Source organism: Shigella sp. FC1967 (assembly GCF_001743005.1).
Taxonomy (GTDB): domain Bacteria; phylum Pseudomonadota; class Gammaproteobacteria; order Enterobacterales; family Enterobacteriaceae; genus Proteus.
In genome coordinates, this window is sequence record NZ_MIIZ01001275.1 from 1 (window position 1) to 13,183 (window position 13,183).

At 39.7% G+C, this 13,183-nt stretch carries 12 protein-coding genes and 1 pseudogene; 12 read left to right on the forward strand and 1 reads right to left on the reverse strand.

The window, feature by feature from the left end:
* The 12 genes and pseudogenes from BHE89_RS20975 to yjiA form a co-directional block, all read left to right on the forward strand.
* A pseudogene (locus tag BHE89_RS20975) lies at positions 1-747 on the forward strand (DNA polymerase III subunit gamma/tau C-terminal domain-containing protein); the annotation flags it as partial.
* A 54-nt stretch (positions 748-801) separates the two neighbouring features.
* Positions 802-1,131 carry a YbaB/EbfC family nucleoid-associated protein gene (locus tag BHE89_RS20980; RefSeq protein WP_023580840.1) on the forward strand — a complete coding sequence of 110 codons (330 nt, stop codon included), beginning with the start codon at positions 802-804 and terminating at the stop codon, positions 1,129-1,131.
* Positions 1,131-1,736 carry a recombination mediator RecR gene (gene recR, locus BHE89_RS20985; RefSeq protein ID WP_069368552.1) on the forward strand — a complete coding sequence of 202 codons (606 nt, stop codon included), beginning with the start codon at positions 1,131-1,133 and terminating at the stop codon, positions 1,734-1,736. The genes BHE89_RS20980 and recR overlap by 1 nt, the downstream gene beginning before the upstream one ends.
* 244 nt (positions 1,737-1,980) lie before the next feature.
* Complete coding sequence (locus BHE89_RS26550) at positions 1,981-2,127, forward strand: hypothetical protein (RefSeq protein ID WP_286146401.1); 147 nt, start codon at positions 1,981-1,983, stop codon at positions 2,125-2,127.
* A gap of 19 nt (positions 2,128-2,146) precedes the next feature.
* Positions 2,147-2,650, forward strand: coding sequence for a vWA domain-containing protein (locus tag BHE89_RS20990; RefSeq protein ID WP_286146402.1), 504 nt, complete (start codon positions 2,147-2,149; stop codon positions 2,648-2,650).
* Positions 2,650-3,405: a PP2C family serine/threonine-protein phosphatase gene (locus BHE89_RS20995; protein WP_069368551.1), complete on the forward strand. Its 756-nt coding sequence runs from the start codon at positions 2,650-2,652 to the stop codon at positions 3,403-3,405. The genes BHE89_RS20990 and BHE89_RS20995 overlap by 1 nt, the downstream gene beginning before the upstream one ends.
* Positions 3,399-3,644, forward strand: a complete 246-nt coding sequence (locus tag BHE89_RS21000; RefSeq protein WP_128860759.1) for a hypothetical protein — start codon at positions 3,399-3,401, stop codon at positions 3,642-3,644. The genes BHE89_RS20995 and BHE89_RS21000 overlap by 7 nt, the downstream gene beginning before the upstream one ends.
* Complete coding sequence (locus tag BHE89_RS21005; protein WP_128860760.1) at positions 3,604-4,875, forward strand: DNA-binding protein; 1,272 nt, start codon at positions 3,604-3,606, stop codon at positions 4,873-4,875. Before BHE89_RS21000 ends, BHE89_RS21005 begins: the two co-directional genes overlap by 41 nt.
* 284 nt (positions 4,876-5,159) lie before the next feature.
* Positions 5,160-7,400, forward strand: a complete 2,241-nt coding sequence (locus BHE89_RS21010; RefSeq protein WP_128860761.1) for a TonB family protein — start codon at positions 5,160-5,162, stop codon at positions 7,398-7,400.
* Positions 7,401-7,737: 337 nt separating this feature from the next.
* The gene (locus BHE89_RS21015) at positions 7,738-9,888 is read left to right on the forward strand and encodes a carbon starvation CstA family protein (RefSeq protein WP_069368548.1); all 2,151 of its coding nucleotides are present in this window, start codon (positions 7,738-7,740) and stop codon (positions 9,886-9,888) included.
* A gap of 61 nt (positions 9,889-9,949) precedes the next feature.
* Positions 9,950-10,156, forward strand: a complete 207-nt coding sequence (locus BHE89_RS21020) for a YbdD/YjiX family protein (protein WP_004245057.1) — start codon at positions 9,950-9,952, stop codon at positions 10,154-10,156.
* Positions 10,157-10,178: 22 nt separating this feature from the next.
* Positions 10,179-11,159 (forward strand): GTPase, encoded by a 981-nt coding sequence (gene yjiA, locus BHE89_RS21025; RefSeq protein WP_069368547.1) that lies wholly within the window; start codon positions 10,179-10,181, stop codon positions 11,157-11,159.
* 171 nt (positions 11,160-11,330) lie between these two features.
* Here the strand turns inward: yjiA and BHE89_RS21030 are convergent, their stop codons facing one another.
* Positions 11,331-12,653, reverse strand: a complete 1,323-nt coding sequence (locus BHE89_RS21030; RefSeq protein WP_069368546.1) for an L-cysteine desulfidase family protein — start codon at positions 12,651-12,653, stop codon at positions 11,331-11,333.
* Positions 12,654-13,183 lie beyond the last annotated feature (530 nt).

Here is a 13,183-nt window from a genome sequence, read left to right on the forward strand (position 1 = left end):
AAAAGAAAATAGTGCTTCATTAGGCAATAGTCCCGCAGCGCAACTTTTAAGAGCAAGGCAGGCAATAAAGGGGTCGGAACAGCAAACCCCGCCAAAAAAAGTCTGAACCGGCGACGCCTAATCGGGCTAAGCCGGCTGCTAGTGCATTAGAGCGGCTAGCAGCCGTGAGTGAAAAACGCCAGCAAGCTGCGAAGCGTCAAACTAATGCACCTGAAAAAAAGAAAAAAGAAGCGTATCAGTGGCGTCCGCAAAACCCTGAGCTCATGTCAACGCAAGAGACGGTTTCTTCACCTAAAGAGATCAAAGAAGTTCTCGAGTATGAAAAAACACCTGAATTAGCAGCAAAAATTGCTAAAGAGTCGCAAGAAAGAGATGCTTGGGCGGCTGAAATTGACAAAATGCCATTACCTAAATTGGTGCAACAACTGGCATTAAATGCGTATAAAGAGACCGTAAGCGAAGAAAACGTTATTTTGCATTTACGAACTAAACAGAAACATTTAAATTCAGCAAATGCGTTACGCACGCTCACTAATGCGTTAAGTGAATTGCATGGAAAAGCAATTTCACTCACAATTATAGAAGATGATGATCCAGCGGTAAAAAACGCCGTTGGAGTGGCGACAAGCCATTTATGATGAAAAATTGGCGTTATCGCGTCAATCGATTATTACGGATAAAACGATTCAAACATTACAGCAATATTTTGATGCTGAATTGGATGAAGAGAGTATCCGACCTGTTTAATCGCAACATGTTGTATGACTTCATACTGTGTGGCTTTTACAAAGAGAGACAATTATGTTCGGAAAAGGTGGTTTGGGTAATCTGATGAAGCAAGCCCAACAAATGCAAGAAAAAATGCAACAAATGCAAGAAGAGATCGCAAACTTAGAAGTGACAGGTGAATCTGGCGCTGGCTTAGTTAAGATCACTATCAATGGTGCTCATAATTGCCGTCGTGTTGAAATCGATCCTAGCCTGCTAGAAGATGACAAAGAGATGCTGGAAGATCTGATTGCTGCTGCCTTTAATGATGCTGCGCGTCGTATTGATGAAACACAAAAAGAAAGAATGGCCTCTGTTTCTAATGGAATGCAATTGCCGCCAGGCTTTAAGATGCCATTCTAATGCAAACTAGCCCACTTCTTGAATCATTAATGGAAGCGTTGCGTTGTTTACCCGGTGTTGGGCCTAAATCAGCGCAACGAATGGCTTTCCAACTACTTCAACGTGATAGAAGCGGTGGTATGCGACTTGCACAAGCACTCACGCGTGCAATGTCTGAAATTGGTCATTGCTGTGATTGCCGGACTTTTACTGAAGAAGAGCGTTGCACCATTTGTGCTAATGTTCGCCGTCAGCAAAATGGGCAAATTTGTGTTGTTGAAAGTCCTGCGGATATTCATGCTATCGAGCAGACAGGGCAGTTTGCAGGTCGATACTTTGTTTTAATGGGGCATTTATCCCCTTTAGATGGTATTGGACCTATGGATATTGGTTTAGATAGACTTGAAGAGCGCTTAAGCCAAGAGACTATTTCTGAAGTGATCTTAGCGACAAACCCGACCGTTGAAGGTGAGGCAACAGCCAATTATATTGCTGAAATTTGTGCGCAGTATGATATTGCCGCTAGCCGAATCGCTCATGGGGTTCCTGTGGGAGGCGAGCTTGAAATGGTCGATGGAACAACGCTTTCACACTCTATTGCTGGACGCCAAAAAATCCACTATTAACATCATAAATAGTTTATTAAAAAAGCACCTTTTACAAGATGTAATCAGGTGCTTTTTTTCATCTGAAATCATGAAAATGGCCTCAATTTTAATTTAAAACATCGGGTTTTAAATCTTAAAGCTTATTGTTTTTCAGAAATATCTTTATCTTCACTTTATTATTTTTTCTTTCTGATGAATTTTGCGTCTTTATGTTACATTAATAATTATCATGAAAAATAATAACTGAATGATGGAGCATCTTATGATCCCTGACGTAGCCTTAGTTGATAATAGTGAACAAAGAACCCCTCTGATCTTAGTGCTAGATAGCTCTGGTAGTATGTATGGGCAGCCTATTCAACAATTAAATGAAGGTCTTAAGCTACTTGAACAAGAATTAAAAAAATGATGTTATTGCAGCGAAACGTGTGCGTATTTTAGTCATTGAATATGGTGGATATGATCAATGTACTGTTCATGGCGATTGGAAAGATGCGATGGATTTTACGGCACCTGTTTTGGAGGCAAATGGCACAACCCCGATGGGGCAAGCCATTACGCTAGCACTTGAAGAAATTGAAGCTGAAAAACAGCGCTTTAAACAAGCAGGTGTGGCTTATACTCGTCCTTGGTTATTTTTAATGTCTGATGGTGTTCCGACAGACCAATGGGAACACGCCGCGCAGCTTTGTCGTCAAGCAGAAGAAAATCAAAAAACAGCGGTATTTCCTATAATGGTTGATGGTGCATCAGCAGAGGTCATGGGAAGCTTTAGCCGTAATGGTGTTAATGGTGTGAAAATGCTTAAAGGACTGCAATTTAAAGAATTGTTCTTGTGGCTAAGCGCCAGTATGCAGGTGGTTTCTCAATCAACACCAGGTGGTACGGCACAATTACCTTCAACTGATTCTTGGGCGAGTGTACCTGTTTGATGAATGATTGGTTAGCTTATGGGGCATCTGTGACAGGTATTGCCCATCAAGAGCGTCAAATTCCCTGTCAGGATGCTTATTTTATTCGTCGTAAAGGTGAGTATCTTATCGCCGCTGTTTGTGACGGTGCAGGCTCTTCTCGTTATAGCGAACAAGGTGCTCAGCTTGTTGCTCGGTTATTTACGCTACGCATTACAGAGTGGCCAAACATTGATTTGTTAACCGAAAAACAGATAACGCAAGGGGCTAAACAAGTTATTGAAGATATTCGCCTCCAGCTGGCGGAATATGCAGAAATAAAGCAGTGTGCGCTTAATGAATATGCATCAACACTAGTGGCATGTTGGGTTGGTGATGATAGTGGCTATTTATTCCATTTAGGTGATGGTATTGCTGTGGTGGAATACAGTGATGGTACACGTTATGTATCACAGCCTGAAAATGGGGAATATGCAAATCAAACATGGTTTGTGACATCAGAAAATTGGGAATCGCATCTACGCGTTATTCCCCTCAATAAACCGGTAAAACAGGTTATTTTGATGTCAGATGGTGTACAGCCTTTTGCCATGAATAAAACGTGTGATGCTTTGTATGAACCCTTTATTACTCCCGTGCTCCGTTATTTAAAAACAGTATCAGAAGAGAGCGGAAGTGAGGCATTAGCAGGGACTTTAGCTGATCCTCGAACACATTCAATTACAGGCGATGATAAAACCTTAATTATTTGTATCAGGGATGAAGCGTTGTGGTAAAAGCGAGAAAAAAAGGGATAGTTCAACTTGTATCTAGTCAATTACAAGATGAAAACGGTAAGATTTATCAAATAGGTGATTTGATAAAAAGCGGAGGGGCTGGCAGTGTTAGCCATATTAATAACGCACCTCTTCAAGTATCAAAAGTTTATCATGACAAAATTGATAAAGCCTATTATTTGAAAAAAAATCACGGCAATGCAGAAGTTAGAACCTGCATTAAAGCCCGTTTCTGTTAATGGCACGCCTATTATCCAGCTCGCATGGCCTCAAGCACGTTTATACAATAGTCAAAAGCAATTTGTTGGCTTTGTGATGCCTGAACTTGATGTCAAAAATACGATTGAGTTGGAATACATTCTTCAAGAACGCCAAGCCAAAGCTCATGGCTTACCCTCGGGAATGGGGGCGAAAGTGAGTCTCGCCTATAATCTTTGCTCATTGATTGATGCTTTACATCAGCAAGGGCACCGTATTATTGATATGAAACCATTGAATTTACGGTTTTATAAATCAAGCTTGTATATGTCTCTTCTCGATTGTGATGGTTTTAGTATTCAAGGTGAAAATACACGTTATCCTGCGGGGCAATTTACCGTTGAATATTTAGCGCCTGAATTTCAAGCTAAACAAACTATTCCAGAAGCAGAAGAAGAGTGGCAAGATCGATTTGCCTTAGCCGTTATCATTTTTCAGTTGCTTAATTTTGGGATCCACCCCTTTAGTGGTCGCCCTAAAAATGACACTGTACCTACAGATATTCCAAGGCGTATTGCTGGGCGTTTTTATGGTTATGGGATAAAAGCACATAATTTAATTACACCCAGTGTGGCGAGTGGACATAAACAATTACCTGATAAATTAAGAACTCTTTTTGATAAAGCGTTTTCAGGCACACCTTCGCAAAGACCCAGTGCAAAGAGATGGGCGACAGCACTTTATGAATATGCACAACCCGAAAAGCAACAGCTAGTCGTTTGTCAAAAAGATAAAAATCATCAGCATTTTGCAGGTAAAGCTTGCGCAGCATGTGCAAGAGAGGCGAAGTTACAGCAAGTTGCTATTACGCAAAAACAAAACCAAACGCAACGTGAACAAATTCGTCAAAAAAGAGTACAAAATGCGAATATCCGACAAGCGCCAATTCAACCTACGCCAGCGAAACCGATTCAACCGCCTGCGATATTTATAGCGGTTAAAAATGCAATAAACCAAGTCCCTAAAGTCATATTTCATACCGCTATTGCTATGTTGATCCCTGTGATATTTGGAGTTTTGATGATGAATTTTATTCCACAGGATATAAGTAGTGAGTTAGCTTCTAATTGGGTCTCTGATTTAATCAAAGCGGATTATTTTAAACAATTTATAATGGCGATAATGAGTGTGATGTTTTTAATGGTTTCCGTAATCGTTTTATTGATCCTGTTTGTTTTCCCTTCATCGAGTATATTGAAAAAAAGGCCATAGATTAGGGAAAATAAAATGAAAAAAAAGAGTAAAACTTATACTGATTATTATTGGCATTATAACGTTACTGTTCCCTTTTTGGTTACCTGCTTTTTTAGTTTCAACTTTTAGTTTGATTGATAGTTTTAATAGCAAAATTCTCCCCTCATCTGTTCGCTTTGATGAGCGTAATTTCTTACTGGGAGTGTGGGTAGGCTCTCTGATTATGACGATTGTGATGTTGTTGCAATCGTGGCGATCTAAAAAATATTTATTATTTATGTGGTGGTGGGCTCGTATTTTTAATGGCACTCAGCGTGTCATTTTCGATTATCCCCAAAAATGAATTAGAAGATCGTCGTCGATTTGTTTTACAGAATATCGAACAATCAGAATGGAAAAATTATCATGACTTAGTTGTTAACAGTGAAGATGATATTCGTAAAGCTATTCGCTCTAATCAACCGAAAGCATTAGCGTCTATTAGTGCTATGGAGAAAGCCAGAATAGCTTTACCCGGGCTAGATTATTTTAGTGATGATGTGATAGACGCGATAAAAGCGAAAGAAGCTTATTTCGCTTATGCTAAGGGAACACCAGAACATGCAGAAGCAGTCAAAACACTCAATTTTTATGGCGACTGGTTATTAAATCAGCCGGAGGTTATGGTTGCTCAGGCATTGGCTTCTCTTTCAAATAGCCATGATGCTCAATTAATGCAATCAGGTATAAATGTGATTGCTGTTGCACCATTATCACCTGAAGCATGGCAAGTTTTAGCGCTGACTTATATTGCTCATCTTTCTTTGGATGCACAAGTTGAAAAAGCGATGCTAGCTTTAATGGTGGCGGATACACTGACACAAACTAAACAAGCTCGTCATGATGTTTCAGTACAACCATTATTGAAAAAAGCAATTTCAGAGCTTACTGAAAATCAACGGCAGATTTATCAAATATTGCAGGCGCGTGTTATCGAAGATCGTTTTTATCGGCAAAACAATTCTCCTCCAGAAGAGATAACAACGTTAGCAAACCAACGATTACCAGTGAATAACGCAATTAATAATGATTTAACCACTTATCTTGAAATGCAATCAATGATGGGAAAGGAGTATCCTGGAAAAGTGATCGTTGAATCGCCTAATGAAGTGAAAAATTTAACGGAGATCCGTTATCCAACCATCAGAAAGTATATCCCTCGTGCAGATGTTATTTTATCGGTTGATGTCAATCCTCAAGGGCGTATTTCAGGGCTTTGGGTACAAAACAGCAGTGGTATTGATGCTTTTGATGATCAAGCCGTGAAAGCTGCTCGCTACTGGCGTTTTATGCCAAACAAAGATGGGTATCGTCAACGAGTGACAGTACGTTTTGAAAGTACCCGTCTTGGTTGGAAAGAGTATGCCGTTAAGCTGCAATCTACATTGATAAAATTAGTGAAAGCCTACGCAAGACAAGATGCTAAAGGGATAACACTGACCGAAAATGCTTATTCAGAATTGAAAAAACAAGCACCAGAATTAAAAGATGGAAGAGAAGTGGCTCGCTCTAGCTATGATCCTTATGCTTCTTATTACCCTAGATTATCCCAACAACAGCAAGAAAAACGTGCAGCGTTACAAGCTATCTTAAAAGAGTTACAAACATTGCCTAATGGTAAAAATAACCATGAAAGTTGGGATAATAGTATTCGTTTCTTAAATGAAAAACTGGCTCTGTATCAAGATAATGCTGATGTTGTCAGAATGGTTGCTCGTTTTGAGTTGCAGTATTACAACGTGGGAATTAATAACTTAGCGAGCTCCCCTAAAATTTATCCGCAAGATAAAGAATATTGGCAAACTTTATTGTTGAAAGCGCGTACTCATTTTGAACAAGCTATTGCATTAGATCCTGAGCGTGAAGATGTTTGGTTAGGTTGGGGGATCACATGGCTTGATGAGGATCCTGAAATCGCAGCGGGAGCATTTGCTAAAGCCGCACAACAGAAGTCAAAAGAAAGTATTGGATCTCTTATGCAAATGTTAGAAATGCGTATGGTGATGGAGACACTTGAAGGTGTACGTTTAGAGCGTTATCAGACTTTACGAGCCAGAATGGATATGCGTTATTTACCTGAAGACGTCGAAATCAAGCCTGAAGAGGATTATCTCAGTGATGATTTAACTCAAATTCAATTAACTCAACGTGCAATACCCGCATCAGACCCGAATAGCAAAGTTGTTCGTTCACCGTTGAATACCAACAAAATTGAGCAATCAAATCGGGTATTTAGCATTGATTTTTCATCAGCGAATATCAAAGGCAGTGATCAGGCATTACCGAAAGTGAATGCACCTGATACAGCCCCTAAAACAGGGGATATGATCTTACAACTCGACGTTGATCCCCAAGGTGTTCCCACTGTGGTGTTATTGAAATCGAGTAGTGGTGACATGAGTATCGACGATGCTGTTATCGATGCTGCATATCAATGGCGTTTTAATGGGTCACCTGCTCTAAAAGGTAATGTGATTTTGATATCTGTTCAATTTAGCCAATAATCACTATTCAATTAAATAATGTTATAAAAAACCGCCGTTTTTGTTAATAAAAAGGCGGTTTTCTTTTATTTAGAGATTTTCTAACTTATTGAAAGTCATAAATTTGTTATCTTGATCACAAAAAAAAACACCATTTAAAAATAGCAGAACCACTTAACTAAGAAAACAGACCGCTTAATTCGTTATACAACCGCTAAGAGATTTAGTCACTCCATTCCTATGTAAGAATTCTTATTATGTAGCTGCGGGCAGTTCTCTCTCAGATTCGCTTAAATCATTCTCTGCTGTCCCGCATTACTCTTTGGCTGTTCGGTCTTGCCTGAAAAAAAGGTGTCTCATGAACAAAAATACATTTTTAAAGCACGTACCTTGGGTGATCCTCGGGATTATTGGTGCTTTTTGTCTTTCAGTGGTTGCACTTCGTCGTGGGGAACACGTCAGTGCGCTGTGGATAGTTGTTGCTTCTGTTGCTGTTTATTTAGTTGCTTATCGTTATTATAGTCTTTATATCGCTCAAAAAGTGATGAAATTGGATCCAACGAGAGCAACACCTTCTGTTGTCAATAATGACGGTTTGAACTACGTTCCAACTAACCGTTACGTTTTATTTGGTCACCACTTTGCGGCTATCGCAGGTGCGGGTCCTTTGGTGGGGCCAGTACTTGCTGCGCAAATGGGATATTTACCGGGTACACTTTGGCTATTAGCTGGGGTTGTGCTTGCGGGTGCAGTACAAGACTTTATGGTGCTGTTTATTTCAACACGCCGTAATGGTAACTCACTTGGTGAGATGATAAAGAAAGAGATGGGTCCAATTCCGGGTACTATCGCGTTATTCGGCTGTTTCCTTATCATGATCATCATTCTTGCAGTGCTTGCACTTATTGTTGTTAAAGCATTAGCAGAAAGCCCATGGGGAGTATTCACTGTTTGTTCAACAGTACCGATTGCCCTGTTTATGGGGATCTACATGCGCTATATCCGCCCAGGCCGTGTTGGTGAAGTCTCTGTGATCGGTATTGTATTACTGGTTGCTGCGATTTGGTTTGGTGGTGTTATTGCTCACGACCCATACTGGGGACCTGCGTTAACCTTTAAAGATACAACCATCACCTTTGGTCTTATTGGTTATGCTTTTGTGTCCGCATTACTGCCAGTTTGGTTGATCCTAGCACCTCGCGATTACTTAGCGACGTTCCTGAAGATCGGGGTTATTGTTGGTTTAGCCGTTGGGATTGTGATCCTAAACCCTGAACTGAAAATGCCTGCGGTTACTCAATATGTCGATGGTACAGGTCCATTATGGAAAGGAGCTTTATTCCCATTCTTATTTATTACTATCGCTTGTGGTGCTGTTTCTGGTTTCCACGCACTGATTGCTTCAGGTACAACACCTAAGCTTATCGCCAATGAAATGGATGCGCGTTTTATCGGTTATGGTGCAATGTTAATGGAATCATTCGTTGCAATCATGGCGTTAGTGGCTGCATCTATCATTGAACCCGGTCTATACTTTGCAATGAATACACCACCAGCAGGTTTAGGTATTACTATGCCGAACCTCCATGAGTTAGGTGGTGAAAATACCGCAGTTATTATGGAGCAGTTAAGAGAAGTTACTGTACATACTGCTGCAACGGTGAGTTCATGGGGCTTTGTTATTTCGCCAGAAGAAATTCTACAAACGGCGAAAGACATAGGTGAGCCTTCTGTATTAAACCGTGCTGGTGGTGCGCCGACCTTAGCCGTGGGTATTGCGATGGTATTCCATAAAATCATTCCTGCTGCGGATATGGGCTTCTGGTATCACTTTGGTATCTTGTTCGAAGCGCTCTTTATTTTAACAGCGTTAGACGCAGGTACACGTTCTGGACGCTTTATGTTCCAAGACTTGATAGGTAACTTTATCCCTTACCTGAAGACAACAAACTCATTCATTCCGGGTGTGATTGGTACAGCGGGTTGCGTAGGATTATGGGGATATCTGTTATATCAAGGTGTTGTTGACCCATTAGGCGGAGTGAAAAGCTTGTGGCCACTGTTTGGTATTTCAAACCAAATGTTAGCCGCGGTTGCTCTGGTATTAGGTACTGTTATTTTAATTAAGATGAAACGTACTAAATATATCTGGGTGACAGTTGTTCCAGCAGTATGGTTATTAATTTGTACAACATGGGCGTTAGGTCTGAAACTTCTTAGTGATGATCCACAAATGGAAGGTTTCTTCTACTTAGCAAATGAATACAAAGCGAAGATTTTAGCGGGTGGTGCCGACTTAACTGCAGCTGAAATTACCAATATGAATCATATTGTTATTAATAACTACACCAATGCTGGCTTAAGTATTCTGTTCTTAGTGGTTGTTTACAGCATCATTTTCTACGGTTTCCGTACTGCAATGAAAGCACGTAAAACCCCAGAAGAAACAGCACAAGAAACACCGTATGTGCCTATGCCAAAAGATGTAAAAGTGTCTTCAGGTCACTAATTTAGGTTGGTAGGTAAAATCCCCCGCTCTGGCTTGCTAGGGCGGGGCTTAGGAGAAACTTATGTTTGGTAATTTAGGACAAGCTGGAAAATATCTAGGACAAGCAGCCCGTATGCTAATAGGTATTCCTGATTACGATAATTATGTGCAACACATGAAGGATAACCACCCAGATAAGCCGGTTATGACCTATAACGAGTTTTTCCGTGAGCGTCAGGAAGCCCGTTATGGCGGTGGTGATGGTAAAGGCGGTTTTCGCTGTTGCTAATGATCCGTAAAGGAGATAAATGATGGAACCTATTGCAGTGACAATACTGACCGGTTTTTTAGGATCCGGAAAAACAACACTGTTACGCCATATGCTTAATGAAAAGCATGGTTATAAAATTGCTGTTATTGAAAATGAATTTGGTGAAGTACCTATTGATGATGAAATCATTGGTGATAGAGCCACTCAAATAAAAACACTGACCAATGGTTGTATTTGCTGTAGTAAATCGAATGAATTAGAAGACACACTATTAGACTTATGTGACAGTCTAGATCGTGGTGAAATCGAGTTTGATAGATTAGTTATTGAATGCACGGGTATGGCTGATCCTGGCCCTATTAGCCAAACATTCTTTTCTCATGAGATCATCTGCCAGCGCTACTTATTAGATGGCATTATCACGCTTGTGGATAATGTTCACGCTCAACAACAACTGGATCAATTTACGATTGCACAATCACAAATTGGTTATGCTGATCGCATTCTGTTAACGAAAACAGATATCACGCCAGCCTCTCCTGAATTAATGGCTCGATTAAGACGTATTAATGCCAGAGCACCAGTACATACCGTTATTCATGGGCAAGTTGATTTAGGACTCCTGTTTAACGTAAAAGGTTTTATGTTGAACGATAATCTCGATGTAAAACAGCCTTTGTTTCGTTATCAGGCGGATAAGCAAGATGATATCAGTTCGATTGTGTTAAAATTCGACTATCCCGTTGAGTTACAAGAAGTTTCAGACGTAATGGAAAAATTATTATTAAGCTTTGCTGATCATCTTTTACGTTATAAAGGGATATTAAATATTAAAGATCAGCCTAATCGTTTGCTATTCCAAGGGGTACAACGTCTTTATAGTGCTGATTGGGATAGACCGTGGAATGACGATGAAATACGTCAAAGCACATTGGTCTTTATTGGTATTCAATTACCAGAAGAAGAGATAAGAGCCAATTTTGATGCATTGATGCCTAGTATTGAAGAGAAGGCTAATTAACCGAATACCCTGTAGTGAGTGTTAGAATGTAGTAAGAAGTCACCGTAGTAGCCGTAAATAGCAGTAACGAATATTGATAAGCTCCTGACTTGAGGAGGATCCTGTTCCTAGGATCTTATGTTTTACCCCCATAATACGGGTTATTATGGGGGTACTTTTTAAACACTCAAATTAGCCATTAGCAACGGCTTTATATTCCATGATCTCAATAATTTGAACATCAGTATGTTGCATTGCACGGCTTGCTAATGCACATAGATTTTCAATTGTAGAATCCACATCATGAGCGACAATGCCGTCATTACCTGTCACATAAGTGTTGTCTAGCGCCATTAACACGGCTTTATACGCTGCACTCGCTCCAGTTGAGACTTTCATCGCACAGCTATTTGAGGCGCCATCACAAATCACACCACTGATATCACCAATCATGCTACTAATTGCCATAGCCATAGAATCGTAACGTTCATCCATTAGCCATGCAATTGCACCCGCCGCTCCCATTGATGCGGTTGTTGCTGCACATAATGCAGATAATGCAGGAAATTTATGGTGAATATAGATAGCCAGTAAATGAGAAAGCATTAATGCTCTTGCCATTTTCTCTTCGCTAACATGTAAATATTCAGCAACCACCACAACAGGCATCGTTGCAGCAATACCTTGGTTACCTGAACCTGAGTTACTCATTGCGGGTAAAACGGCGCCCCCCATACGTGCATCCGATGCGGCAGAGGTACGGATCATAATTTCTGATAATAAATCTTTTGCTAATAAGCCACGCTGTTGTTGGCGTTGTAAAGTTTGTCCAATATGTAAACCATAAGTATTGCTCAAACCTTCTTTTGATAACGCATCATTTAAGTGTGCTGATTCAAGGATAAAAGAAATGTCTTCTACGGGCGTTTGAGTAACAAACTGGTAAATCTCTTGGGTATTGGTTTGGGTCAACGTTTCTTTTATTTCGCAAGGTGATGCAGATTGTTCTGCATCAGTACAAGTGTTATCAAGAACAATATGACCGTTATGAATGATTTTAACAATATTAGTGTGGTTACCTGCAATAATGACTGTTGCGCTATTTTCGCCATCTTCAACAGTCACTTCGCTATATAGCACTTCTTGGCACGCTTTTTTAATCGAAACAGTCACAATGCCTGCCGCTAATAATGCTTTGCTTTGCTCTACGTGCTCTGATGTTGCATTCTTTAATACTTCAAGACCTGCTTTACAATCACCGCCCACAGCACCTAAGCTTGCGGCAATAGATAATCCCACCATGCCCGTACCAGGTACGGTTACACCCATACCGTTTTTCATTAAATTAGGAGAAACTTCTGCGCTAATGCGGGTAATCGCGTGTTGTAGGTAACTTGCTGCTGTTGCAGCCGCTAATGCAAGCGAAATAGGTTCTGTACAACCTAAAGCGGGTTTTACTTGTTGTTTAACTGCCGCTATCAATATTTTCCAACGAGAAGATAATTGTTTTTTCATTGCATGCATCCAATAAACAGTATGAGAATTCAATGGGTTATTCTATTTTTAATACCATCATCATACTGAATTTATTGGAGAAAGTTTTTTCTGAATTTACTAACATTGTTCAAATGTTGAGAAAATATTACCCTTTATATCTTCTATATTGGTAATTTTTTCCACATAAGATAAAGGTAAATGTTTTGGCTCTTTAATGTCATTTATCCGTGCAAGAGATGATGCTTTTGTCTCTAAATATATAAAGATGAGGGGATGAAAAAATACAAGTGAGTAAGATTATTTAAGAAATTAATGGTGAGATGAAATAAAAAGGCAATAGAACGAATACACAATTCTATTGCTAGTATAATTATCATACTTAATGTGGGCTAACTCAGAGTTGTTAAAATAAAAATAATGAGTGGGTAATTCAATATCATATATTTATTTTAACAAAATCAGATAATAGGCTCATTTTTTTTTAGTGTATAAGAATTAATGCTTTATTATTTGTTAATTATTTTCATTCATGTATAGATTTAATGGAT